At 61.6% G+C, this 26227-nt stretch carries 23 protein-coding genes; 7 read left to right on the forward strand and 16 right to left on the reverse strand.

Features of this window, described 5'->3' with window-relative positions; genetic code table 11:
• Positions 1-934: ATP-binding protein (locus J5M66_RS22680; RefSeq protein WP_207817503.1), on the forward strand; the 934-nt coding region annotated here is incomplete at its 5' end.
• Positions 935-1746: 812 nt separating this feature from the next.
• Here J5M66_RS22680 and J5M66_RS22685 read toward each other — a convergent pair.
• The 9 genes from J5M66_RS22685 to J5M66_RS22725 form a co-directional block, all read right to left on the reverse strand.
• Positions 1747-2787 (reverse strand): AI-2E family transporter, encoded by a 1041-nt coding sequence (locus tag J5M66_RS22685; protein ID WP_016773659.1) that lies wholly within the window; start codon positions 2785-2787, stop codon positions 1747-1749.
• A gap of 69 nt (positions 2788-2856) precedes the next feature.
• A complete protein-coding gene (locus J5M66_RS22690) occupies positions 2857-3663 on the reverse strand; it encodes a DUF4892 domain-containing protein (protein ID WP_122611638.1) in 807 nt (268 codons plus the stop codon).
• A 115-nt stretch (positions 3664-3778) separates the two neighbouring features.
• A complete protein-coding gene (locus tag J5M66_RS22695; protein ID WP_207809725.1) occupies positions 3779-4633 on the reverse strand; it encodes an alpha/beta hydrolase in 855 nt (284 codons plus the stop codon).
• The gene (locus tag J5M66_RS22700; RefSeq protein ID WP_056788154.1) at positions 4630-5436 is read right to left on the reverse strand and encodes an alpha/beta hydrolase; all 807 of its coding nucleotides are present in this window, start codon (positions 5434-5436) and stop codon (positions 4630-4632) included. Before J5M66_RS22700 ends, J5M66_RS22695 begins: the two co-directional genes overlap by 4 nt.
• A gap of 152 nt (positions 5437-5588) precedes the next feature.
• Positions 5589-6032: a hotdog fold thioesterase gene (locus J5M66_RS22705; protein WP_016773655.1), complete on the reverse strand. Its 444-nt coding sequence runs from the start codon at positions 6030-6032 to the stop codon at positions 5589-5591.
• A gap of 31 nt (positions 6033-6063) precedes the next feature.
• Positions 6064-7719, reverse strand: a complete 1656-nt coding sequence (locus tag J5M66_RS22710) for an AMP-binding protein (RefSeq protein ID WP_207809727.1) — start codon at positions 7717-7719, stop codon at positions 6064-6066.
• 204 nt (positions 7720-7923) lie between these two features.
• Positions 7924-8376, reverse strand: a complete 453-nt coding sequence (gene sixA / locus J5M66_RS22715) for a phosphohistidine phosphatase SixA (RefSeq protein WP_207809729.1) — start codon at positions 8374-8376, stop codon at positions 7924-7926.
• Positions 8373-8720: a DUF4389 domain-containing protein gene (locus tag J5M66_RS22720; protein ID WP_016773653.1), complete on the reverse strand. Its 348-nt coding sequence runs from the start codon at positions 8718-8720 to the stop codon at positions 8373-8375. Before J5M66_RS22720 ends, sixA begins: the two co-directional genes overlap by 4 nt.
• Positions 8721-8750: 30 nt before the next feature.
• Entirely contained in the window at positions 8751-9776 is a 1026-nt protein-coding gene (locus J5M66_RS22725) for an NAD(P)H-dependent glycerol-3-phosphate dehydrogenase (protein ID WP_207809731.1), read from the reverse strand.
• Positions 9777-9973: 197 nt separating this feature from the next.
• Between J5M66_RS22725 and J5M66_RS22730 the strand changes: the two genes are divergently transcribed.
• From J5M66_RS22730 to J5M66_RS22755, 6 genes are all read left to right on the forward strand, one after another.
• Positions 9974-12097, forward strand: a complete 2124-nt coding sequence (locus J5M66_RS22730; protein WP_207809733.1) for a TonB-dependent receptor — start codon at positions 9974-9976, stop codon at positions 12095-12097.
• A 1-nt stretch (position 12098) separates the two neighbouring features.
• The gene (locus J5M66_RS22735) at positions 12099-13031 is read left to right on the forward strand and encodes an ABC transporter substrate-binding protein (protein ID WP_206421721.1); all 933 of its coding nucleotides are present in this window, start codon (positions 12099-12101) and stop codon (positions 13029-13031) included.
• Positions 13028-14932, forward strand: a complete 1905-nt coding sequence (locus J5M66_RS22740) for an ATP-binding protein (RefSeq protein WP_137213916.1) — start codon at positions 13028-13030, stop codon at positions 14930-14932. The genes J5M66_RS22735 and J5M66_RS22740 overlap by 4 nt, the downstream gene beginning before the upstream one ends.
• Before the next feature lie 247 nt (positions 14933-15179).
• The gene (gene fabA, locus J5M66_RS22745) at positions 15180-15695 is read left to right on the forward strand and encodes a 3-hydroxyacyl-[acyl-carrier-protein] dehydratase FabA (RefSeq protein ID WP_024013962.1); all 516 of its coding nucleotides are present in this window, start codon (positions 15180-15182) and stop codon (positions 15693-15695) included.
• Between the two features lie 11 nt (positions 15696-15706).
• Positions 15707-16927 (forward strand): beta-ketoacyl-ACP synthase I, encoded by a 1221-nt coding sequence (gene fabB, locus J5M66_RS22750; RefSeq protein ID WP_016773647.1) that lies wholly within the window; start codon positions 15707-15709, stop codon positions 16925-16927.
• Between the two features lie 416 nt (positions 16928-17343).
• The gene (locus J5M66_RS22755; RefSeq protein ID WP_016773646.1) at positions 17344-17532 is read left to right on the forward strand and encodes a hypothetical protein; all 189 of its coding nucleotides are present in this window, start codon (positions 17344-17346) and stop codon (positions 17530-17532) included.
• A 68-nt stretch (positions 17533-17600) separates the two neighbouring features.
• Here J5M66_RS22755 and J5M66_RS22760 read toward each other — a convergent pair whose 3' ends face one another.
• From J5M66_RS22760 to J5M66_RS22790, 7 genes are all read right to left on the reverse strand, one after another.
• Entirely contained in the window at positions 17601-18143 is a 543-nt protein-coding gene (locus tag J5M66_RS22760) for a DUF2058 domain-containing protein (protein ID WP_016773645.1), read from the reverse strand.
• A gap of 26 nt (positions 18144-18169) precedes the next feature.
• Positions 18170-19003: a nucleoside triphosphate pyrophosphohydrolase gene (mazG, locus tag J5M66_RS22765; RefSeq protein WP_207809735.1), complete on the reverse strand. Its 834-nt coding sequence runs from the start codon at positions 19001-19003 to the stop codon at positions 18170-18172.
• 133 nt (positions 19004-19136) lie between these two features.
• Positions 19137-21380, reverse strand: a complete 2244-nt coding sequence (gene relA, locus J5M66_RS22770; RefSeq protein WP_041479585.1) for a GTP diphosphokinase — start codon at positions 21378-21380, stop codon at positions 19137-19139.
• Positions 21381-21481: 101 nt separating this feature from the next.
• Positions 21482-22858 (reverse strand): 23S rRNA (uracil(1939)-C(5))-methyltransferase RlmD, encoded by a 1377-nt coding sequence (rlmD, locus tag J5M66_RS22775; protein ID WP_207809737.1) that lies wholly within the window; start codon positions 22856-22858, stop codon positions 21482-21484.
• On the reverse strand, positions 22858-23760 hold the full coding sequence (gene cysM / locus J5M66_RS22780; protein WP_039757833.1) for a cysteine synthase CysM: 903 nt from the start codon (positions 23758-23760) through the stop codon (positions 22858-22860). Before cysM ends, rlmD begins: the two co-directional genes overlap by 1 nt.
• A 208-nt stretch (positions 23761-23968) precedes the next feature.
• Positions 23969-25393 carry a sensor histidine kinase gene (locus J5M66_RS22785; RefSeq protein WP_207809739.1) on the reverse strand — a complete coding sequence of 475 codons (1425 nt, stop codon included), beginning with the start codon at positions 25391-25393 and terminating at the stop codon, positions 23969-23971.
• On the reverse strand, positions 25380-26102 hold the full coding sequence (locus J5M66_RS22790; RefSeq protein WP_207809740.1) for a response regulator transcription factor: 723 nt from the start codon (positions 26100-26102) through the stop codon (positions 25380-25382). Before J5M66_RS22790 ends, J5M66_RS22785 begins: the two co-directional genes overlap by 14 nt.
• Positions 26103-26227 lie beyond the last annotated feature (125 nt).

Below are 26227 nucleotides of genomic sequence, written 5' to 3' on the forward strand. Positions count from 1 at the left end.
CCCACCACCGCCAGAGTTCTCAACGAACATCGACGGCCAACCGCCGCTGCACAACGCCGCTTACCCACCGAGGCAAACACGCCCCTGGTTCGGTGGCCCGGTGGTACCGCTGACCTTTCAGTTCATCACTCTGATGATTGCCGCATGGTACGGCGCCAAGCTGCTCAGCCGGCCGATCCAGCGCCTGAGCGACGCCGCCGAGCGCCTGAGCGAAGACCTCGACAGCGACCCCCTCGACGAATCCGGCCCGCGCGAAGCCCGGCAAGCGGCCCACACCTTCAACCTCATGCAACGGCGCATCCGCGAACAGGTCCAGCAACGCGCGCGCATGCTCGGCGCCGTCTCCCACGACCTGCGCACGCCACTGTCACGCCTGAAACTGCGCCTGGAAAACATCAGCGACGACAAACTGCAAAGCCAGATGCGCCAGGACCTGGACGACATGATCGGCATGCTCGACGCCACCCTCACCTATCTGCACGAACAACGCACCAGCGAAGCCTTGCAGTTGCTGGACGTGCAGGCGCTGGTCGAATCGCTGTGCGAGAACGCCCAGGACCAGGGCGCCGATGTACAGGCCAGCGGCCACTGCGCGCCTTTGCCAGTACAACCGATGGCGCTGCGCTCGTGCATCAACAACCTGCTGGACAACGCCCTGCGTTACGCCGGACAGGCGCAGATTGAACTGTTGGAACAGCGTGAGGAATTGCTGATTCGGGTGATTGATCACGGGCCGGGGATTGCTGAGGACCAGCGTGAAGCCGTGTTTGAACCGTTCTACCGACTGGAAGGCTCGCGTAACCGCAACTCCGGCGGCGTAGGGCTGGGCATGACCATCGCCCGCGAAGCCGCGCAGCGATTGGGTGGGCGGTTGAATCTGGAAGAAACACCGGGTGGTGGGCTGACCGCCGTTGTCCGGTTGCCACGGGGCTGAAGCTCAGCCGACTTGAAGAGGGAGCGAGCCTGCTCGCGAAAGCGTCTGATGATTCAATGCATCTGTTGAATGTATCGGCCTCTTCGCGAGCAAGCTCGCTCCCACAATGAAACTGAGTGTATCGGTAGATATTGGTTGGATGTGGAGGCGCTATCGCTGGCAAGCCAGCTCCCACAGGGATCTAGTGGTTTCAGAGAGAGATGGGTTGGCTGCCAGGCCGCCTTCGCGAGCAGGCTCGCTCCCACAATGAAACTGAGTGTATTCGGTAGATATTGGTTGGATGTGAGGGCGCTATCGCTGGCAAGCCAGCTCCCACAGGGATCGAGTGGTTTCAGAGAGATATGGTCGGCTGCCAGGCCGCCTTCGCGAGCAGGCTCGCTCCCACAAAATCAAAATCAAAATCAAAAGCAAAAGCAAAAGCAAAGCAGCGCAGCTGCCCGCGGCGAAGCCGCCCCACTCAACAATGAACGCAAGCTCGAGTGCTCTTGATCTTGATCCACCGGCGACGTCGGAAGGCTGAGTGGAGGGATTGATCCGGGCGTGGGAGCGCAGCGACCGTCTGGCGCAGCCAGACACAGCGGAAGGAGGTGCAGCGAAGCAAACCGTAGCCGCTGCGCCCGGATCGATCCCGCAGCGAAGGAACCCGAGCCTGCGAGGGCTGAACGCAGGAGCAAGCCTTTTGGGTTACCTTTTTGGCGTTTGAAAAAGGTGACCCGCCGTAAGGGCGGAACCGTAATCCGCAACACCCGCAGAAACGGATATTCACCCAAAACCCCAAGAGCATGGTCGGCCCAAAGGCCGCCAAGCCCCCCCTAGACCCGAGCCTGACTCTTACTCCAATCCGTCAAAAGACTATAAGCCACCGCCAACAAAGTAGGCCCAATAAACAACCCGATAAAGCCAAACGCAATCAACCCGCCAAACACCCCGAGCAATACAATCACCAACGGCAGATTACCGCCACGGCTGATCAGATACGGCTTGAGCACATTGTCCACGCCACTGATGATGAACGTCCCCCAGATCCCGAGAAAGATCGCCATCCCGTACTCACCCTTCCACACCAGCCAAGCCGTGGCCGGCACCCACACCAGCGGTGGCCCCATCGGAATCAGACTCAACATAAACGTGACGATCCCCAGCACCAGCGCCCCAGGGACCCCGGCAATGAAAAAGCCGATCAACGCCAGCACCGCCTGCGCCGCCGCCGTACCAATCACGCCGTTGACCACCCGCTGCACCGTGCCCGCCACCAATTCGATGTAATAACCGGCACGATCGCCAATCAAGCGCTGCAACAGACTGTGCACAAACGCCGCCAGTCGTGGCCCGTCACGGTAGAAAAAGAACACGAACACCAGGCTCAGCGTCAGCTCGAGAATCCCGCCACCGATCTGCGCACTGCGCGCCAGCAGCCAGTTGCCGACCTGGCCCAGATACGGCTTGATCGAGACCATCAACGCCGCGCCCTGCTGATCGATGCTGTCCCACATCGCCACCAGTCGCTCACCAACCAAAGGCACGCTGCCAAGCCAGGTGGGCGCTTCCGGCAAGCCGTCGACCTGCACATCCTTGATGAATGCCGTGGCATCGCGCACATGATCGGCAAGATTGAAACCCAGCCACACCAGCGGCGCCGCCACCAGCAACATCCAGCCCAGTGTGAGGATCAACGCGGCCAGCGATTCGCGGCCATTGAGCGCGCGGGTCAACAAACGCATCAGCGGCCAACTGGCGAACGCCAGCACCGCGCCCCAGAACAGCGCCGACCAGAACGGCGCCATCACCCACAGGCTGGCACCAAACAACACCAGCAGCAGAATCTGCACCAGCAGGCGATCGTTATTGAGCATGGGAAGTCTCGGCAAAGTCAGTCAGCGAAAGAGTAGGCGAACACTGCGTGCATGCTCGCCCGGCACAGCTTATCGCAACAGGTCGATGCGCAGGCCAGAGCCTTCGAGATTGCCGGTCTCCAGACGCGCCGCCCGTACGCCCTGAGTGATCAACGCCTGCCGCCAGGCTTCGGCCTTGGGCCCGGAAACCGTGACCCGCAAGGTCGTGTCGAGATTCAGGCCACGGGAAATCAGGCGCAACCAGGTGGCATCCGGCTCCTCGACCAGTTTCGGGAAATCCAGCTCACCAGTGCTTTTCAACTGGCGCAGCAGGGTCGCCGAGGTCGGCAACAACTCGCCCAACGGCGCAGTCGCCTCGAACTGTTCGACATGCAGATAGGCTTTGCGATTGCCGCGAGTGATGCTGTAGAGCGCCACCAGCGTGTTGTCCTTTGGCGCCGCCAGCCGGAGCAACAGATAAGCCTGCTGCTCGTCAGCGCCATACAGCTTGGCGTTGCCGAACACCTCGTTGGCCCACAGGCTGCTTTCGCCGCAATCGCGGGCCTGGCACCAGAACAGCAATTCGGCGTCCTGCTGTTGCAGGGCTTCGCGGGCGGCGGTGAAGGCTTCGGTGGCGGAATGTTCCGGCGGCAACTCGTAGGTTACCGAGGTGGTCTGGCCACGGGCGGTGACCTGACCGTCGAAGCGCAACTGGCCGCTGATCTTGCGGATCGAACCCAGCGGGTAGATGCGCTCCAGCTCGGCCGCCGGGCGATAGTCGACGATCTGTGCGTCGGCCAGACGCGGCACGATTTGCAGATCCTGGCTGCCCGGCACATCGGCAGCGAAGGACAAGGAGCTGAAGCAGCACAGCGCGAAAAGACTGAGTGGCCGCATAGTCAGGCTCACCGGACGGTCATGGCTGGGCGGGTCGGGGTCGCAGCGGTATAGAAATCCATCAAGTTTGTCTCCTGTTTCAACCCGCCCAGCCTCGGCAGTTGCCGGTAGCAAGTCAAGGCATGGCGAAGAAGCGATTGAAACAGTCTGCTACAAGACCTGCGCCAGCCTCGTCATTCAGGTGCAGATGATGCCCGCCCGGCAACTGTTCGTGACTGAAGGGTAGACGCTGCAGCAACTCAGGATGCCTGGCCAGCATGCCATCCGCCGCGACTACCAGATGCGCCGGGCAACTGACGCGCGAGGCAAACGCCATTGCCTGTTCTTCCGTCAGGCGCAGCGGCGATGGCAGGGTCAGGCGATTGTCGGTGCGCCAGGTGTAACCGCCGGGGACCGGCATCAAACCGCGCTGGGCCAACAGTTCGGCGGCCTCGCGACTGACTGCCACCAGGCCCTTCATCCGCGCCTCGATGGCACGCTCGAGTGTGGTATAGACCGGTTTGCGCTTTTCCCGCAGATCAAGTTGCGCCTGCAGGGCCATGCCCATGCGCTCGGCGGCGTTTTCGCCTTTGTCTGTCGGAGGAATCACGCCATCGATGAGCGCCAGATGGCTGATGCGTTCAGGCAGCGAACCGGCCAGCACCATCGAGACAATCGCGCCCATTGAATGTCCGAGCAGGCCGAAACGCTTCCAGCCCAGCTGCTCGGCGACTTGCAGCACATCATGGGCGTAGTCCCACAGGGCATAACCGGCGCCGCTTGGTCGATGAGCGGAATGACCGTGGCCGGCCATGTCCAGCGCGACGATACGCAAACCGTGGAGCTTCGGCGCCAGCCGGGCAAAGCTGTTGGCGTTGTCGAGCCAGCCGTGCAACGCGATCACCGGCAGGCCGTCCTCGGGGCCGAACAGATGCACGGCCAACTCGATATGCGGCAGGTTCAGGCGCACTTCTTCGCAGGTCGGGCTCATGCGCAATCCTTGTTCTGCCGCTGTTCCCAGCGCATGAACAGGCTCTTAAGCAGCCGTGCCGTGTCCTGCGGGCGCTCCAGCGGGAACATGTGCCCGCCGGGCATGCTCAGCGCCTCGCCTTGGGGCAGGCGCGAGACGAAACGTGTGTGATGGCGCATGACCACGCGGCTCTTGTGCCCGCGCACGATGGCCAGCGGCACCTGCAACTGGCGGGTGCGCCCCGGACTGGTGTGCGGCACGCCGCGATAAATGCTGATTTCCGTGGCCGGGTCGAAACGCAGACGCAGCTTGTCGTCGACCTGATGCAAACCGTGTTGCAGGTAGGCATCGAAGCATTCCGGATCGAAGCCGCGAAACAGGGTTTTGCCGGAAAAGTAACTGCGTGCACTGTCGAGATCGGCGAATTCTTCACGGCGTCCGAGGGTGCGCCCGGCCGGGGTCAGCCGGTCAATGAAACCAAAGCGCTTGGCCGCGCGAATCACCCACTGATCGGTGCGGGTCAGCACCGGCGAGTCGAGCATCACCACGCCGCGATACAGCTCGGGACAGCGCAACGCCGCGTGCAAGTGCAGCAGACCGCCAAAGGAGTGGCCGACGCCCCATACCGGCTGCTCCTGCTGCTCGAGGTGATGGATCAATTCATCGACCAGGTTGTACCAGTTGTCGTCTGCCGGAAAACGCGGGTCATGGGCGTGCTGCTCCAGATGCGCGACCCGATACTCCGGCGCCAGCGCCGCGAACAACTTGCCATAGGTCCCCGAGGGGAAGCCGTTGGCGTGGGCGAAAAAGATCGGTTGCGACATGCGGGCAAATCCATGAGCGGGAATCGTGGCGTTGATTGTCCGCAAGACCCGGCGCCACAGCAATGACCATAACTGCCAGAAATGGTGGTGGAGACGCTTCGCAAGCAAAAGACCACAACACCGAAGGCTGCGATCTTTTGATCTACAACCTGTCAACGCAGCGGCGGCTGTTCCCCCAGCGGCACCACCGCCATGGTCAGGCGCGATACGCAACTGGCCTTGCCTTCATCGCTGGTCAAACGGATGTCCCAGACATGCGTGGTGCGCCCGATATGAATCGGCGTGGCCACCGCCGTCACCCGCCCACTGCGCAAACCGCGCAAGTGATTGGCGTTGATCTCCAGGCCGACGCAATAGAATTTGCTGGCATCGATGCACAGATAACTGGCCATCGAACCCACGGTTTCCGCCAGCACCACCGATGCGCCGCCATGCAGCAGGCCGTAAGGCTGGTGGGTGCGATGGTCGATGACCATGCTCGCGGTCAGCGACTGTTCGTCGAAGGCTTCGAAGCGAATATCCAGCACTTCGCCGATGGTGTTCTTCTGGATTGCGTTCAACTGTTCGATGTCGGGAGTAGTACGCCACAAGCTCATCGCAGACTTCCTTTGTTGTTGTAGTCGATGCTCAATCCTGCCACAGCACCGCCTCGCTGCGCGCGCTCCATTCTTCGAAGCGTGCGCCGTAGCGGTCTTCGATGACGTTGCGTTTGATTTTCAGGGTCGGCGTGAGGAAGCCGTTATCCACCGCCCAGTAGTCCTTCACCACCACCAGCCGGTGCAGGCGTTCGTGCTTGTCGAGGGCGGCGTTGACCTCTTCCAGCAGCTTTTCCAGGCTCGCGTGCAGACTGGCACGAGGCTCTTGCTGATTGACGGTGGACAGCACGCACAACCCCAGCGGTGCACTCAGGCCATCGCCGACCACGCACACTTGTTCGATGCGTGAATGCACCGCCAGGCGGTTTTCGATCGGCGCCGGCGCGACGTATTTGCCCTTGCTGGTCTTGAAGATTTCCTTGAGTCGCCCGGTCAGGCGCAGGCGCCCTTCGCTGTCCTGCTCACCCTTGTCGCCGGTGCGCAGAAAGCCGTCTGCGGTGAGTGTCTCAGCAGTTTTCTGCGGTTCCTTGAAATAGCCGAGCATGTTGGCCTGGCTGCGCACCTGCACTTCGCCGGACTCATCGATGCGCACCTCGACTTCAGGGCACGGCTGGCCAATCCAGCCTTGCTTGTATCGCCCCGGCAGGCAGATATGCGAATAACCGCAGCCCTCGGTCATGCCGTAGACCTCCAGCACATCGAGGCCAAGTTTCTGATACCAGGCGAGCAAGGTCTGCGGCACCGGCGCGGCGCCGGACAACGCCACGCGCAAGGCATCCAGGCCGAGCCCGGCGAGCACTTTGTGCCCGACCCGCTTGCCGATGAAGGGCAACCCGAGGAGGAAGTCCAGACGCTGCGCTGGGATCTTGCTGTACACACCCATCTGGAATTTGGTCCAGATACGCGGCACGCCGAACATTGCCGTAGGCCGCGCGCGCTGCAGATCGGTGATGAAAGTCTCGAGGCTTTCGGCGAAGAACACGGTCTGCCCGGTATAGATCGAAGCCAACTCGACAAACATGCGCTCGGCAACGTGGCACAGCGGCAGATACGACAGCAGCCGATCGTTCTCGTTGAGCCCGAACAGCTGCGTGCCGCGACTGGTGGCGAAACCGAGATTGGCGAAACTGTGCATCACGCCTTTGGGCAGGCCTGTGGTGCCGGAGGTGTAGATGATAGTCGCCAATTGCTCGGCGGCGGGGCGTGGATCGTCCTGAATTGGCGAACAGCTCTGCAGGTCCGCCCAGCTGTAATCGAACTCGCCTGGCGGATGCAGCGGCAGGCTGATAGTCGGCAAACCCGTCGGCACGCCTTGCGCCATGCCTGCCCAGTCATCGAGCTTGCCGATGAGCGCCAGCGCACTTTCCGAATGAGTCAGCACCTGCGCCACGGACTCGGCGGTGAGATTGGGGTACAGCGGCACCGACACATGTCCGGCCATCCAGATCGCCAGATCGGCGATGATCCAGTGCGCGCAATTTTTCGAGATCAGGGCGATGTGGCTGCCGGGCGGTAGCTCCCGCGCCCGCAACCAGTGCGCGGCGCAGCGGGCCTGATGGCCGACATCGGCCCACGTCAGCGTCTCCACCTGACCACCGCCGATGGGCTGCACCAGAAAGCGCTGGCGCGGGTGCCGGGCTTCCCGTTCGTAGAACACGTCCAGCGGCAAACGGAAGGCGGCAGACATGCGACTCGCTCCTGTTTTTTTTGGTCTGGAGCAAGCGTAGTCAACCAAGCAAGTGCTTGGTTGGAATTTTCAAACAAATAATTTCACGGATTGGCAGAAATCAATGTGGGAGCGAGCCTGCTCGCGAATGCAGTATGTCAGCCCCAAAAAGGGTGAATGACACGCCGCCTTCGCGAGCAGGCTCGCTCCCACAGGGATATGGCGTTAAGGGTGCTTGAGACTGTTGAGCTTCATCGAGCCAATCAGCAGCTCGCTGTGCTCAAGCTCCGCCAGCCCCGCTGTACTGACCTTCTCCGACGGATGCCCGGCGCCGTGTTGCAGATAGCTGAGCAGATTGCCCACCAACGGGTTGTGGCTGACCAGCAGCACATTGCTCACCGACACCAATTGCTCGGCCACCTTGTCCGGATCGCTCTCCGGCGTCAGCCACTTGACCGTACGGATCTCCGGCTCGAACCCCAGCGCCTCGCGCACGATCTGCGCGGTTTGCTGCGCGCGCAGATAAGGGCTGGCGTAGATCGCCGTCAGCGGCTGGCCCATCAGATGCGCGGCGCTGCGCAGGACTTCTTTACGACCATGCTCGGTCAGCTCGCGCTCGGAATCGATTTTCGAGCCGTGAGGCACCGCCTCACCATGACGCAATACCCACAGTTTCATAGTTTGGGTTCCTCATCGCGCACCGGATGCGCGGCCGGGGCGACGGTGTGCGGCGCTTCCCCTTCCGGGGTGCGCGGCGCTGGCCAGTCGGCGAACGGCCAGGGCTTCTGGTCACTGTGGAACGTGCCGAAGCGGCCGATCTGCGCGAGGAACTGGCTGAGGCTGTCGCCGAAATTCATCAGGCTGGCGCTCGGTGCGCCGTAGATCAGGCGGTAGATCAGTTGCACCAAGACCACCGCGCCGAGGATGAACTGCGCGACTTGCCAGACCAGCAGATAAACGATCATCCACAACACCCGCAGGAGGATGGATTCGTACTGGGTTTCGCTTTTCGGATCGTTCATGGCTTGCTTCCTGTCCGTGTAACAGCGGAATCAGTTGAAACCGCTGGTGGAAATAAAGTCGACGTCGGTTTTCGGCTCGGCACGCATCAGTAGACCGATCACCTGCTCCAGCGTGCGTCCTTCGAACAGGATCGCGTGCAGCCCGGCGACCAGCGGCATGTACACGCCGACTTCCTGGGACTTGGCCTTGAGCACTTTGAGGGTGTTGACCCCTTCGGCGACCTCGCCAAGACGCGACACCGCTTCGTCGAGGCTCAAGCCCTGACCGAGGGCGAAGCCGACCTGGTAGTTGCGGCTCTTGGGTGACGAACAGGTGACGATCAGATCGCCGACCCCGGCCAGACCAAGGAAGGTCATCGGGTTGGCGCCCTGATTCACCGCGAAGCGGGTCATCTCGGCCAAGGCGCGAGTGATCAGCATGCTCTTGGTGTTCTCGCCCATTTCCAATGCCACCGCCATGCCGGCGATGATCGCGTAAACGTTTTTCAACGCCCCGCCCAGCTCGACACCGAAACGGTCGGCGCTGGCGTAAACGCGAAAGGTACGACCGTGAAGGGCGGCTTGCACCGCTTTGCACAATTCTTCGTCTTCGCTGGCGACCACCGTGGCGGTCAGTGCGTGCTCGGCGATTTCCCGCGCCAGGTTCGGCCCGGACAACACGCCGATGCGCGCCTGCGGGGCGATCTCTTCGAGAATCTGGCTCATCAGCTTGAAGGTCTGCGCTTCAATGCCTTTGGTCAGGCTGACCAGCATCTTGCCGCTCAAACGCTCGGCGTGGGCGGCGAGTACCGTGCGCAAGGCGCTGGATGGCAGCGCGACAAAGCACAGATCGCAGGCGTCGAGGGTGGCTTGCAGGTCGGTGACGGCGGTCACGCCCGGGAGAATCTTGATGCCTTTGAGGTAACGCGGGTTTTCGCGATTGACCCGGATGGCCTCGGCCTGCTCGGGGTCACGCATCCACTGAAGGACTTGATGGCCGTTCTCGGCCAGCAGATTGGCCACGGCGGTACCAAAACTTCCGCCTCCCAGGACCGCAATCGGGTGCTGTTCAGTCATATGCAATCCGTTAATCCATACCAGTGGCGATGCCGGGCATTATACGGGGCGACCCGATGGCGGCCAGCCCCAGCAACAATTACCGACATTTGTAGGAAGAAGACCAATAAAACCTAGGAAAATGCCTGCAACGTCACTGGAAAAGTCGCCGCCCTCGGTTAACATGCGCGCCAATTCTTCTCTCTGCAGGCTGTGTCGTGTTTTCTGGCCCTCCTCCCCCGCGCTCGCCGCTGCTCCTGGCGCTGCTGTTCAGCCCGCTGGTGCTGGCGGACGATCTGTTCGTCGACAGCCAGACGCTGCCGCAGGTGCTTACCGCTACGCGCCTGAAGCAGACGCCGGCGGAAGTGCCGGGAAGCATGACCGTTCTCGACAGCGAACTGATCAGCGCCAGCGGTGCCCGCGACATCAGCGAGCTGCTGCGACTGGTGCCGGGGATGATGGTTGGCAGCATCAACGGCAATCAGCCGGCGGTGAATTACCACGGCACCAACGCCAGCGAAGCACGGCGCATGCAGGTGTTGATCGATGGCCGTTCGGTGTACCGCGCCGGCCTGGCGACGGTGGACTGGAGCGATATTCCGGTAGCGATGGAAGACATTGACCGGATCGAGGTGTTTCGCGGCCCGAACACGGTCAGCTACGGCGCCAACGCGCTGATGGCGGTGATCAACATCATCACCCGCCACCCGGCCGACAGCCATGGCACGCGTTTGAAGATCACGCGCGGCCAGCGTGGCATCAACGACTTTTATGCCAGTCAGGGCACCGGTTGGGACGGCGGTGATCTGCGCCTGTCGCTGTCCGGTCAGGAAGATGACGGTTTCGACAGCAACCGCAACGGCGCCGATTATCGCGACGGTCGGCGCTTGAATCGTCTGAGCCTGGCGGTCAGCCACGACCTCAATGAGGGGCAAAGCCTCGACTGGCAGCTCAACGCCAAGGACGGCAGCAATCAGCGACCTTATACCTACCGCCCGGTGTTCTCGGGGATTACCGACGCCGGGAACAATTCCGACGTGGTGGCCAAGGATTACGCCGGTTCGGTGCGCTGGAACCTCGATATCAACCCCGAACACAGCCTTTATGTGCAAGGTTCGGCGCAGCACTGGGATCGCCAGCAAGTCTGGCGCGCCTGCGATGCCGAGGTGTCGTTCAGCCCCGAGCTGGCGCAGCTGTGGCAGCTCAACCCGAATTACACCGAACGGCTGGCGCGCAACATCAACCAGTTCACCGGCCCCGGCGCGGCACCCGGCACGCCGCAGGAAATGGCGCTGGCCAATCAAGTGCTCGAACAATGGCGCAACGGCGCCAGCCAGACCTTGTGCGGCGATATCGACCAGAGCGCCCGCGAATCGCGCTACGACCTCGAACTGCAGGACACCCTCAGCCTGTCCGACAGCCTGCGCCTGGTCAGCGGCCTCAACTACCGCTACGACCGTGCCGATTCCGAGACCTATTTCAACGGCACCCTCGACGACACCACCTGGCGCGCTTTCGGCCAACTGGAATGGCGCGCCACCGAGCACTGGCTGGTGCAGGGCGGGGCGATGTTCGAAGACACGCAACTGATCGGCAGTTCGCTGACCCCGCGCTTCGCGGTCAACTACCTGATCAACCCGCGTCATGGCCTGCGCGCGGTGTACTCGGAAGCGATCCGCTCGCCGGACATGTTCGAGAACAACGTCAACTGGAGCTATCAGGTCAGCAACCTGCGACCCTCGGCCTACGGCCAGTCGTCGGCGCGCTATTTCGTCAAGACCCGTGGCCCCGGTGATCTCGATCAGGAACACATGCGCTCGCGCGAGTTGGGCTACAACGGTTACTTCGCCGAACTCGGACTGGCCGTGGACGTGAAGCTGTTCTACGACGAAATCACCGGGATGATCAGCGAACCGCTGCGCAACAATCAGTACATCGCCAGCAACGCCAACAGCTCGCGCTTTCGCGGCACCGAAACGCAACTCGACTGGCGCCTCAGCAGCGCCGACCGTTTGCGTTTGACCTACGCCTTCGTCGACGCCGAGGCGAGCAATCCGCTGGACCAGCAGTTGACCTCGCGCAACAGCGGTTCCGCCGGTTGGCTGCGCAATTGGGGCCATGGCTGGAACAGCGCCCTCTTCTATTACGGCGACAACGCGCTCAACGGCTATCGCTTCGAACGCGTCGACACGCGCATCGCCAAACGCATCGCCATTGGCAAAGCTCAGCTGCAATTGGCCGGCGTGCTGCAGCAGCGCCTCGACCATCAGCCGAATACTTTCGTCGACAATAATTACGATGAACGCCGGGTGATGTATTTCAGTGCCGAGCTGGAGTTCTAGGATGCGCACCGGCCCGTCACGGAAGACGCCCACCCTGGGCCACTGGCTGGCCGGGCTCTGCCTGTTCATGACCGCGTGGCTGCACGGCGTCGCGGTGCAAGCGGCGGATATTCTGTTGACCGGCGCCGAGGAAAGCCCCGGCGTGCAGGCCTTCGTGCAAGCGCTGAGTGAACTGCGCCCGACCGACAACGTGCGGTTCCAGCCGCTGGCGAGTTTGCCGGCACCGGGCAAATTACCGGCCAGTCTGCGCTTGATCCTGCTCGATCTGCCCAGCCTCGACTGGCGTCTGCAAGACTCACAAGGCCCGTCGACGCTGGTGTTGCGCATCAGCCGCTTGCAGGCGCGCCAGCGTTTCGCCGATGCCCAACCGGCGCGCCTGAGCCTGCTCTGGAGCGACCCGCCGCTGAGCCGGCAACTGCAACTGATCCGGCGGATCTTGCCGCAGGCGCGCCGGGTCGGCGTGCTGTTCGATGAGCACGGCGAATTCCTCATTGACGAATTGCGCGCGGCTGCACGGCCCTTGAATCTGGAGATCGTCAGCCAGCGCTGGGACAACATTCACGACAGCCGTCCGCTGCAAGCGGTGCTGAAAAGCAGCGACGTCTTGCTCGGCCTCGATGACCCCGATCTGTACAACTCGCAAACGGCGAAAAACCTCCTGCTCAGCAGCTACTCGCGTCAGGTTGCGCTGATCGGCCCCAACATTGCATTCGTTCGCGCTGGCAGCCTTGCCAGTACCTACAGCGATCAGAGCGACTGGCTGGCGGTCCTCGACCATTTGCTCGATCAGCCCACCAGCGCCTGGCCGCGAGCGCTTTACCCCGCTCGTTTCAAAGTCTCAAGTAATGCGCAGGTGGCTCGTTCCTTAGGCATCGAACCGCTGAATGAAGCATCTGTCGCCAGTGCCTTGGCCGAAGGAGAGCGCCGCCCATGAATTTTCGCCGCCGTTGGGACATCAACACCCGCACGCAGCTGATCAGCCTCGGCCCGGCGCTGTTGCTGACGCTGCTGTTGATCAGCTTCTTTACCTTCGTGCGCATCCAGGACTTGCGTCAGGAGCTGAACCACACTGGCCAGTTGATTGCCAACCAACTGGCGCCTGCCACGGAATACGGGGTGATCTCCGGCAACAACGAAGTGCTGGAAAGCCTGCTCAAGGCGACACTGGCCACGCCCAACGTGCGCTTTCTCGAAGTGCAGGACAGCGCCAACCGAATTCTGGTTTATGTCGAACAACCGGCCGACAGCCACAGCCGCCCGCATCAGGTCGAAGTATTCCAGGCGCCGGTGCGTTTGCAGCGGATCGCCTTGCACAATGATTTTTTCCAGGACGGCAAAGTCAGCAACAGCGCCGCCGGCGAGGATTATCTGGGGCGAGTGATCGTCGGCCTGTCCAACGATGCGTTCAGTCAGCGCCAGCAGGAGATCCTGTTCAAGGCCGGGATTCTCGCGCTGTTCGCCCTGCTCTTCACTTTTGTCGTCGCCCGTCGTTTGGCCGGCAGTCTGTCGCAGCCGATCCGCGACATCGGCGATGCGGTCAAGGCGATTCAGGAAGGCGATTACAAAACCCCGTTGCCGATTGTCGATGACACTGAACTGGGCGCGCTGTCACAACACATCAACAACCTTGCCCAAGCGCTGGAGCAGGCCAGTCGTGAGCAGCAACAGGCGATGGCGCAGCTGATCCAGACCCGCGAAGAGGCGGAAAAGGCCAACAACGCCAAATCGGATTTTCTGGCGATGATGAGCCATGAACTGCGCACGCCCATGAACGGCGTGCTGGGCATGTTGCAGTTGCTCGAAACCACCGAGATGACCGAGGAGCAAGTCGAATACGCCGCGCTCGCTTCGGAGTCGACCGAACATCTGCTCAAGGTCATCAATGACATTCTCGACTTCTCGCGAATCGAACGTTCGGAGCTGGAGCTGGAGCACATCCCGTTCAATCTCGCCGAGCTGATCGGCGCCTGCGCGCAATCGTTCCAGCACAGCGCGGTGCAGCGAGGCCTGGCACTGAATCTGCGCATTCCCGACGACATGCGCGGCTTGCAGGTGCAGGGCGATCCGACGCGGATCCGGCAGATTCTGGTCAATCTGGTCGGCAATGCCTTGAAGTTCACCGAGCAGGGCCGGGTCAGCATCGAGGCGCAATGGCAATCGTTGGATCACGAACTGTTGTGGTTCACCTGCTCGGTGCGCGACAGCGGCATCGGCATTTCTTCGGAGAGTCTGGAGCTGATGTTCAACGCCTTCCAGCAGGCCGACAGTTCGATCTCCCGTCGTTACGGTGGCACCGGTCTTGGTCTGCCGATCGCGCGGACTTTGGCCGAACGTATGGGCGGCACCTTGCGCGCGCAGAGTGAGGAAGGACGCGGTTCGGTGTTCACTCTGGAAATTCCATTGGCGCTCTATAAGCAGGCAATGCCGGCGCTGGCCGCGCCGCGCACCCTGAACGGTAGTGGTCAGGGCGAAGGACGCCATGTGTTGCTGGTCGAAGACAACCCGGTCAACCAGACCGTGATCGAAGCGATGCTGCGCAGCCTCGGCTTTGCGGTCAGCGTGGCGACCGATGGCGCGCAAGCGGTGCGCAGTGCCGAGGGTGGCGAATTCGAAGTGATTCTGATGGATTGCCGGCTGCCGATCATCGACGGCTACGAGGCCACGCGGCAGATCCGCGACCTGCCCGGACGCCGCGATGTGCCGATCATCGCGCTGACCGCCAACGCCTTGCAGGGCGATCGCGAAACCTGTCTGGCGGCGGGGATGAACGATTACCTGGCCAAGCCGTTCAAACGCAATGACCTGCAGCAGATTTTGCAGCGCTGGGTGTCGTAGTGTGGGCCTTTCGACCATCTGCGACTGGCGTGAAAAGCGAAAGTGCGGCAGTCTTAGGCACCCGAACGAGCCCCAAAAGGGGCTTGATTAAAAATTTCAGTGCACAAGTGTACATTCATGTCCTTGGTGCTGTGACTTTCACCACAACGCAATAGTCTATGAGTAGGCTGCCGGTTCGAGGCATGAACGCCTTGAACGGTCGGGAAGATCTGCCCCACCTGCCGCATGGGATTATTGAGGAGCTCGCATGACCAAACAAAACGCCTTTACTCGGGAAGACCTGCTGCGCTGCAGTCGCGGTGAGCTGTTCGGCCCAGGTAACGCGCAACTGCCCGCCCCGAACATGCTGATGGTGGATCGCATCACCCATATCAGCGAAGAAGGCGGCAAGTACGGCAAAGGTGAATTGGTCGCCGAGCTGGATATCAACCCTGACCTGTGGTTCTTCGCCTGCCATTTCGAAGGCGATCCGGTGATGCCGGGCTGCCTGGGTCTGGATGCCATGTGGCAACTGGTCGGTTTCTTCCTGGGCTGGCAAGGCCTGCCGGGCCGCGGCCGTGCGCTGGGTTCGGGCGAGGTGAAATTCTTCGGTCAGGTGCTGCCGACCGCGAAGAAAGTCACTTACAACATTCATATCAAACGCGTCCTCAAGGGCAAGCTGAACATGGCCATCGCCGATGGTTCGGTCAGTGTCGACGGACGCGAAATCTACACCGCCGAAGGCCTGCGCGTCGGCGTGTTCACCTCCACTGACAACTTCTAAGGGTTATTCGCATGCGCCGCGTCGTTATCACTGGTCTGGGCATCGTTTCGTGCCTGGGCAATGACAAAGAGACCGTCTCCGCTAACCTGCGTGCAAGCCGCCCTGGCATCCGGTTCAACCCGGAATATGCTGAAATGGGTCTGCGTAGCCAGGTTTCCGGCTCCATCGACCTCAACCTTGAAGAGCTGATCGATCGCAAGATCTATCGCTTCGTCGGCCATGCAGCGGCTTACGCCTACCTGGCCATGAAAGACGCCATCACTGACTCCGGCCTGACCGAAGAGCAAGTGTCCAACCCGCGTACCGGCCTGATCGCCGGCTCCGGTGGTGCTTCCACGCTGAACCAGATGGAAGCGCTGGACATCCTCCGTGAGAAAGGCGTGAAGCGCGTTGGCCCGTACCGTGTAACGCGGACCATGAGCAGCACCGTTTCCGCTTGCCTGGCCACGCCGTTCAAGATCAAGGGCCTGAACTACTCCATCGCTTCTGCCTGCGCCACCAGTGCTCACTGCATCGGTACCGCCATGGAACAGATCCAGATGGGCAAGCAGGACATCGTCTTCGCCGGTGGCGGTGAAGAAGAGCACTGGAGCCAGTCGTTCCTGTTCGACGCGATGGGCGCCCTGTCCAGCAAACGCAACGACACCCCGGAACAAGCTTCCCGCGCGTACGACAAGGACCGTGACGGTTTCGTCATCGCTGGCGGCGGCGGCATGGTTGTCGTCGAAGAGCTGGAACACGCTCTGGCCCGTGGCGCGAAGATCTACGCCGAGATCGTTGGCTACGGCGCAACGTCCGATGGCTACGACATGGTTGCCCCGAGCGGCGAAGGCGCGATCCGCTGCATGCAGCAGGCGCTGTCCACCGTCGACACCCCGATCGACTACCTGAACACCCACGGCACTTCGACTCCGGTCGGCGACGTTGCGGAAATGAAAGGTGTGCGTGAAGTGTTCGGCGACAAGGCTCCAGCGATCAGCTCGACCAAGAGCCTGTCCGGTCACTCCCTGGGCGCCGCCGGCGTGCACGAAGCGATCTACTGCATGCTGATGATGGAAGGCAACTTCATTGCCGGCTCCGCCAACATCGACGAGCTCGACCCGGAAGTGGCCGATCTGCCGGTGCTGACCAAGACCCGCGAGAACGCCACCATCAATACCGTGATGAGCAACAGCTTCGGCTTCGGCGGCACCAACGCCACGCTGGTGCTGAAGCGCTGGGAAGGCAAGTAATTCCCCACCGCTGAGCCGCACATGAAAACGCCCCGACTGGTTCGGGGCGTTTTTTTTGGCCTGCAGAAATCAGCCGGAAAACTTCCGGTCCGTGTTGTTGATCGTTCCCACGCTCTGCGTGGGAATGCAGCCCGTGACGCTCCGCGTCACTGGACGCGGAGCGTCCCCAGAGGCATTCCCACGCGGAGCGTGGGAACGATCAAAGACAGGGTTTCAGGGTGTTCTGGAGATGAAACTTCTGTCATGAAACTTACCGCCCTGCGACCGAATGTCGCGGTTTACGCGGCCTCCAGCACTGTTGCGAAATCCGCAACAACACCTTGCGCCAATTGGCGGTTTACTTAGCTGACTAACAAATCCTATAACAGAGTCCTGCACACGCCTTGGTGCAGTAACTTGAGATTTGGAGCTAGCAGATGACTGTAAAAGTAACTGAACGCGACGATTCACACATGTCCCACGAAGGCCTGGCCGCCGGCATCCGTATCTGGGATGTGCATCAACAAGACTTGCTGGTCGGCATGTTCCACAACGAAATAGATGCCCATAACTACAAGGCCGAACTGGAAGTGCAGGAACAGCAACGAGAACTGAAGTCCGCCTGAAACAACACAGCATTTGAAAACGACAAACCCCGCCATGAGCGGGGTTCGTCGTTGTTACAGCCGTGGATTTACCACATCAGATCGTCAGGGATCTGGTACGCCGCGTACGGATCGTCCTCAGCGTTGACCTCTTCGGTCTGCACGTTGAGCTGGACAATGCGCTGCGGGTCGCGCTCCTGGATCTTCAGCGCCGCTTCACGGGGAATCACTTCATAGCCGCCGTTGTGGTGCACGATCGCCAGCGAACCGCTGCTGAGCTTGTTACGCATCAGCGTGTTGACCGAGATGCGCTTGACCTTCTTGTCGTCGACGAAGTTGTAGTAGTCCTCAGTGGTCAGCTTGGGCAGACGCGAGACTTCGATCAACTGCTTGACCTGCGCGGCGCGGGCCTTGGCCTCGGCCTTCTCCTGCTGCTGACGGTTCAGCTCCTGGTCGCGCTTGACCTTCTCGGCCATGGCTTCCTGGGCGGCGCGCTGCTGCGAATCGTCCAGCTCGGCCTGGCCTTTGTGGGCCAGGCGCTGTTGCTTCTGCTTGTCTTTGCTGACCTGCTTGGCCTGCTTTTGGTTGACCAGGCCTGCTTTGAGCAACTGGTCGCGAAGGGAAAGGCTCATCAATGCTTACTCACTTGGGCAACGGCTCAGCCGCAGCTGGGCTCATTCTTTTCCTGGCGTTTGGCTTCGCCCCACAGGGCGTCCAACTCTTCGAGGGTGCAATCTTCCATGGGACGGTGGGTGTCGCGCAATGCCTGTTCGATAAAACGGAAACGTCTTTCAAACTTGCCATTGGCGCCGCGCAGGGCTGTTTCCGGATCGACCTTCAGATGCCGGGCCAGATTGACCACGGAAAACAGCAGATCGCCGATCTCGTCGGCCACCGCCACCGGATCATTTTCCGACATGGCTTCGAGCACTTCATCGAGCTCTTCGCGCACCTTGTCGAGCACCGGCAAAGCGTCCGGCCAGTCGAAACCGACCTGCCCGGCGCGCTTCTGCAACTTGGCCGAGCGCGACAGTGCCGGCAACGTGGCCGGCACGTCGTCGAGCAATGACAACTGCTCGGGCGCCGAGGTTTTCTCGGCGCGCTCTTCGGCCTTGATCTCTTCCCAGCGCTGCTTGACCTGCTCTTCGCTCAAGCGCGGCACGTCGAGCGGCGCGTACAGGTCGCCCGTCGGGAACACATGCGGATGGCGACGGATCAGTTTGCGCGTGATGCTGTCGATCACCCCGGCAAATTCGAACCGCCCCTCTTCCTTGGCCAACTGGCTGTAATACACCACCTGAAACAGCAGATCACCCAACTCGCCCTGCAAGTGATCGAGATCGCCACGCTCGATGGCATCGGCCACTTCATAGGCTTCTTCGAGGGTGTGCGGGACGATCGTCGCGTAGGTTTGCTTGATGTCCCACGGGCAACCGAACTGCGGATCGCGCAGGCGGGACATCAGGTGGAGCAGGTCTTCGAGGCTGTACATCATTTTTCTGTCTCACCACAAAACCATTGTGGGAGCGAGCCTGCTCGCGAAAGCGCTGTGTCTGCAACAAAGATGTCGACTGACACGCCCTCTTCGCGAGCAGGCTCGCTCCCACAGGGAACAATCAATTGCATCACGGGGTACGGTTACGCCGGGTTTCGATGATGTTCGGCAATTGCGAAATCCGCCCCAGCAGCCGTCCCAGCGCATCCAGACCGGGGATCTCGATGGTCAGCGACATCAGCGCAGTGTTGTCTTCCTTGTTCGAGCGGGTGTTGACCGCCAGCACGTTGATGCGCTCGTTGAGCAGCACCTGCGAGACGTCACGCAGCAGGCCGGAACGGTCGTAGGCGCGGATGATGATGTCCACCGGATAGGTGAGCACCGGCACCGGCCCCCAGCTGACCTGAATGATCCGCTCCGGCTCGCGCCCGCCCAGTTGCAGCACCGAGGCGCAGTCCTGGCGGTGAATACTCACGCCCCGGCCCTGGGTGATGTAACCGACAATCGCATCGCCCGGCAGTGGCTGGCAGCAACCGGCCATTTGCGTCATCAGGTTGCCGACGCCCTGGATCTGGATATCGCCGCGCTTGCCCGGCTTGTAACCGGTAGCCTTGCGCGGGATCAGTTCCAACTGTTCGTTGCCGCGCTCCGGTTCGACCAATTGCTGCGCAAGGTTGACCAGATGCGCCTGACGCAGGTCACCGGCACCGAGGGCGGCGAACATGTCTTCGGCGGTTTTCATGTTGGCCTTTTCGGCCAGCTTGTCGAAATCCACCGCCGGCAGGCCGAGGCGATTGAGTTCCCGCTCGATCAGGGTTTTACCGGCCGCAACGTTCTGATCGCGAGCCTGCAATTTGAACCAGTGAACGATCTTCGCCCGCGCCCGCGAGGTGGTGACGTAACCGAGGTTCGGGTTCAGCCAGTCGCGGCTCGGCGTGCCGTGCTTGCTGGTGATGATCTCGACCTGCTCGCCGGTCTGCAGGCTGTAGTTCAGCGGCACGATACGGCCGTTGATCTTCGCGCCCCGGCAGTTGTGGCCGATTTCGGTGTGCACGCGATAGGCGAAATCCAGCGGCGTCGCGCCTTTCGGCAAGTCGATGGCGTGCCCGTCGGGAGTGAAGATGTAAACCCGATCGGGCTCGATGTCGACGCGCAACTGCTCGGCCAGACCGCCGATGTCACCCAGCTCTTCGTGCCATTCGAGCACCTGACGCAGCCAGGAGATTTTCTCTTCGTAATGGTTCGAGCCGGATTTGACGTCGGTGCCCTTGTAGCGCCAGTGCGCGCAGACGCCGAGTTCGGCTTCTTCGTGCATCGAATGGGTGCGGATCTGCACCTCGAGGACCTTGCCTTCCGGACCGATCACCGCCGTGTGCAGCGAGCGGTAGCCGTTCTCTTTCGGGTTGGCGATGTAGTCGTCGAATTCTTTCGGGATGTGCCGCCACAGGGTGTGGACGATGCCGAGCGCGGTGTAGCAGTCGCGCATTTCCGGCACCAGCACGCGCACCGCGCGAACGTCATAGATCTGGCTGAATTCCAGACCCTTGCGCTGCATTTTGCGCCAGATCGAGTAGATGTGTTTGGCCCGGCCGCTGATGTCGGCGTCGACGCCGGTGGCCTGCAGTTCGTCCTTGAGCTGGGTCATCACGTCGCTGATGAAGCGCTCGCGATCCAGCCGCCGCTCGTGGAGCAACTTGGCGATCTGCTTGTATTGATCGGGTTCCAGATAACGGAAGGACAAGTCCTCCAGTTCCCATTTGATATGACCGATGCCGAGGCGATGGGCCAGCGGCGCATAGATGTCGAAGACTTCGCGAGCGACGCGGTTGCGCTTTTCATCGTCGGCGGTTTTCACCGCACGGATGGCGCAGGTGCGTTCGGCCAGTTTGATCAGCGCAACGCGTACGTCATCGACCATGGCCACGAGCATTTTGCGCAGGTTCTCGACCTGCCCTTGCGTGCCCATGACCATCGATTGCCGTGGGCTGAGGCTGGCGCTGATGGCCGCCATGCGCTGCACGCCGTCGATCAGCTTGGCCACCACCGGACCGAAGCGCTGGCCGATGGCCGCCAGCTCTATCTGGCCTTCACGCACGCCGCGATACAAAACGGCGGCGACCAGCGAATCCTGATCGAGCTTGAGGTCGGCGAGGATCTCGGCGATCTCAAGGCCCGTGCTGAAACTGCCGGAGCCTTCGGCCCACAGGTTCTTCTTCGCATTGGACTGCTGTTCGGCCTCGCGAGCGAACTCGCAGGCTTCTTTCAAGGCCTCGCGATCCAGTGCCAGATCGACACTGACCGCGTGATCGAGCCAGGCCTCGAGATTGATACTGCCGTCAGTGTTGATCGGCTGGTGTGCTCTCACCTGTACCATGCTGCTTTACCTTCCCTACGACGCAGATTCAATGCGTCAAATCGCTGATCCTCAGTGTCCGTTCGCGCTCGCGGGGCTCAGGCGAGCGCTGCGCGGACAGATCAGACGGATTCAGACGAGCCGTCCTGGCTCGCTTCAAATAACGCCATGGCCTCGACATGTGCCGTCTGAGGAAACATATCGAGAATCCCGGCACGTTTTAACCGGTAGCCCTGCTTGATCAATTCCTGCGTGTCGCGCGCCAGCGTGGCCGGGTTGCACGACACGTATACCAACCGCTTGGCACCCAGGGTCGCGAGCTTGCGCACCACCTCGAAAGCACCGTCACGCGGTGGGTCCAAGAGTACCGCAGAAAAGCCGTTTCCGATCCACTGGGCATCGCTCAAAGGCTGGGATAAATCGGCTTGAAAAAACTTTGTGTTATGCAAATTGTTACTGACGGCGTTGGCAGCGGCCCGCTCGACCATTTTCTTCACGCCCTCCACCGCCACCACTTCACGCACGCTTTTAGCCAGCGGTAGCGCAAAATTTCCCAACCCGCAAAACAGGTCGAGCACGCGTTCTTCAGCCGTCGGTTTCAGCCAGTCCAGCGCCTGGGCGATCATCGCTTCGTTGACCCCGGCGTTGACCTGAACGAAGTCACCCGGCCGATAAGCCAGCTCGAGATCCCACTGTTCCAGGCGATAACCGAGGCTCTGACCGGCCTCGACCGGTTGCGGTTCACCTTCGCCATGCAACCACAACTGCGCTTCATGAAACCGGCAGAAATCCTTGAGGATGCTCAGATCCGCTTCGGACAACGGCGCCATGTGTCGCAGCAATACCGCCAGTGATGAGCCGCTGAACAACTCGACATGGCCCAACGCTTGCGGTTTGCTCAAGCGCCGCAGCATCTCCGGCAAGCGGGTCATGATCGGTTGCAAGGGCTGTACCAGCACCGGGCATTCGCTGATTGCGACGATGTCCTGACTGCCGGCAGCGCGGAAACCCACTTCGAGTTTCTTCGCCTTCATGTCCCAGCGCACGGCGATGCGCGCGCGCCGACGGTAGCCGAATTCCGGGCCGGTCAGCGGCGCCGCCCACTCTTCCGGTTCGACACCGGCAACGCGCGATAATTGCTCGGCGAGCATGCGCTGTTTCAGGGCGAGTTGTTCGTCGTGGGGCAAGTGCTGGACGCTGCATCCGCCACAGCGGCCGAAGTGCGCGCACGCTGACGGACGACGCAATTCGCTGGCAGTGAACACGCGCTCGGTGCGCGCCTCGACTACTTTGCCGTGGGCGCCGAGCACCCGCGCTTCGACCTCTTCACCGGCAAGGGCGCCGAGGACGAACCAGGTTTTGCCTTCGAAAAACGCGATGCCGCGACCGTCATTGGCCAGGCGCTCGATACTCAAGCGCTGCTTTTTGCCGGTCGGGATCTGTGGCGCCTTGCTGCCGCCGGTGGGCTGGAAGCGCAGGCCTCTCTCGTGTTTGGCCATCAGTTCGGCGCGTCGAAAATGCCGGTCGACAGGTAACGGTCGCCACGGTCGCAAATGATCGCGACGATCACCGCGTTTTCAACTTCTTTGGACAAGCGCAGCATCGCTGCCACCGCACCGCCCGAGGACACGCCGCAGAAGATGCCCTCTTCGCGGGCCAGACGCCGGGTGACGTCTTCGGCTTCGCTTTGCGCCATGTCGACGATGCGGTCGACGCGGTCAGCCTGATAGATCTTCGGCAGGTATTCCTGCGGCCAGCGGCGGATGCCCGGAATGGCCGAGCCTTCCATCGGTTGCAGACCGACGATCTGCACGCTGTCGCTCTGCTCTTTGAGGTAGCGCGACACGCCCATGATAGTGCCGGTGGTGCCCATCGAACTGACGAAATGGGTGATGCTGCCCTGGGTCTGACGCCAGATTTCCGGGCCGGTGGTGGTGTAGTGCGCTTCGGGGTTGTCGCCATTGGCGAACTGGTCGAGCACCTTGCCACGGCCTTCGGCTTCCATACGCTGGGCCAGATCGCGGGCGCCTTCCATGCCCTCTTCCTGAGTCACCAGGATCAGCTCGGCACCGTAAGCGGTCATCGCTGCCTTGCGCTCGGCACTGGAGTTGTCCGGCATGATCAGGATCATCTTGTAACCCTTGATCGCAGCGGCCATCGCCAGCGCGATGCCGGTGTTGCCGGAGGTCGCCTCGATCAGCGTATCGCCGGGATTGATCTGCCCGCGCAACTCGGCGCGAGTGATCATCGACAACGCCGGGCGGTCCTTGACCGAACCCGCCGGGTTGTTCCCTTCGAGCTTGAGCAAAAGGGTGTTGCTGGTGGCGCCGGGCAGGCGCTGCAAACGCACCAGCGGCGTGTTGCCGACGCAATCGGCGATGGTTGGGTACTGCAGGGTCATGGCGTATTCGCAATCCAGACGTGCGGGGGCGCCTATCATACCGGCAAACCCGCGCAGGCCATATCACGCAAAGTGCGGTGCTTATGGTTTATGGGAATAAGGGACAACAGTCCAACCAGTGGTGAGACATTTAAGTTCGCCAGACTTCATCTGCAGCGATGCGGATGGCCTCATCTCTGGCAAGCCAGCTCCCACAGAGACCGAGTCTTCACACGATTTGTGTTTGGCAGAAACTCCCTGTGGGAGCTGGCTTGCCAGCGATAGCGCCAGTCGGTGCGACACCATCATCCGCCAACAAGCGCAAATTCAACCGCAACCCCGCCCCGGTGTTTTCCGCCCAGAGCAACCCGCCCTGGCGCTGCACCGCGTTGCGGGCAATGCTCAAGCCCAGGCCAAAGCCACCACCCCCGGGCCTTGAGCCGTCCAATCGAATGAACGGCGAAAAGATCCGCTGCAGATCTTCGTCAGCCACGCCGCCGCCCTGATCCTCCAGCCACAAATGCCAATACTCGCCATCGCGCCGTGCATCGAGACGCACAATCCCGCCCTCGGGCGAGTGACGAATGGCGTTGCGCAGGATGTTTTCCAGCGCTTGCGCCAGGGTATTGAGGTTGCCGCGCACCCAGCACGATGCCTCGACCGAGCATTGCAGTTGCAGACTCGGCCAGCCGCTTTCATAGCAGGCGTTGTCGGTGAGCATTTCCCACAGCGCCTGAATCTGGATCGCTTCATCCGGCAACGGTGAACGGTCGGTGTCGAGCCAGGCCAGTTGCAGGGTGTCTTCGACCAAACGTTGCATGCCGTCGACTTCGCGGCCGATGCGTTCGCGCAATTGCGCCAGGCCCTGTTCGCTTTCGCTGGCCACGCGCAGGCGGCTCAGCGGCGTGCGCAGTTCGTGAGACAGGTCGCGCAACAACTGCTGTTGCAGGGCGACTGTGCTTTGCAGGCGCTCGGACATGGAATCGAAGGCCCGCGCCAGCTCACCGAGTTCATCCGGGCGCTGGGTGATGCCGCTCGACAGGCGCACATTCAACTGGTCGGCGCGCCAGGCGTTGGCCTGTTCGCGCAGGTTGTTCAGCGGCACCACCAACAGGCGATACAGGCCGACGCAGAGCAACAGGGTGAACAGCCCGGGAATCACACCGTTGGTGATCACCCGCCAGAACACCCGGTACTTGCCCGGAACAAAGCGTTCGGGCAATTCAATGACGAGAATGCCGGCGGCCGGATCCTGCGGGAACGGTACCCGCAGCCAGGGTCGGCCCTTCTTGTGGATCGGCCAGTCGAGGCCGCGCAAAAAGGTCAGGTGCTGCACCTCTGCCGCGTTCAAAGGCTGGCTGCTCAGCGACTGCAAATCAGCGCCGATCACCCCGACCCAACTGGCCTCGCGCAATTCCATGCTCTGCAACCAGTCATCGACGCCATTGCGCCCGCCGCGCTGCCACGCTTGTTCGGCTTGTGCGGCATAACGGCTGAGCGTGCTGCGCGCGTCACTGGAGAGAAACTGATTGCGCTCCTCCATATAACGGCCCCATGACCAGCTCAGCCAGATCATCAGCAGACAGAACGCCACCAGCAGGCACGCCAGTTTCCAGAACAGCGAATGCCGCCCCGGCAGCTCAGACAGTTTCACCAGCGCCACTCAAGACATAGCCCTTGCCCCACACCGTGCGCACTTCGCGCTCGGTATAACCGATGGCTTTGAGTTTGCGGCGGATCTGGCTGATGTGCATGTCGAGGCTGCGGTCGTGCGCCGCAAAGCCGCGTTGCAGGACGTGCTGATAAAGGAAGGCTTTGCTCAGCACCTCCTCGTTGTTGCGGTGAAGGGTTTCCAGCAGACGGAATTCGCTGCGGGTCAGCCCGGCCGCTTGCTCGCGGAAAAACACGTCGCACTGTTCGTCATCGAAACGCAGGGCGCCGCTGACCACCGCAGCGGTAACCGCAGGCGGGCGCCGATCCAGGGCCACGCGGCGCAGGATCGCTTCGATGCGCACATGCAACTCGGCCATGCTGAACGGCTTGGGCAAATAGTCATCGGCGCCGAGGCGGAAACCACTGATGCGATCGGCCTCGGCACCCAGCGCCGACATCAGCAACACCGGCGTCGAATGGCTCTGCCGCAATTGCGTCAACAACTGCAGACCATCGAGCCCCGGCAGCAGAATATCCATCAGCACCACGTCGAAAGGCTGACGCTGGGCGATGTTCAGACCTTCCTGGCCGTTCTGGCACCAGGTCACCTGAAAACCGCTGCGGCCCAGATGCTCGTGCACATACGCGCCGAGGACCGGATCGTCTTCAATGGAAAGGATGCGTGGCTGGCCAACGGAAACAGGAGTCATGAGTATCTGCAAGTAATTCTCAGTTGGCGGATTATTCAAGATTGTCCGACAGCGGGCAACACAAGCTTGGCCTGTCGGACGAACGAGTGCGTGGGCGGCGCTGCATTTTCCGCAAGATTGCCCGC

The organism is Pseudomonas sp. 67(2021) (genome assembly GCF_017491835.1).
Taxonomy (GTDB): Bacteria; Pseudomonadota; Gammaproteobacteria; order Pseudomonadales; family Pseudomonadaceae; genus Aquipseudomonas; species Aquipseudomonas atacamensis.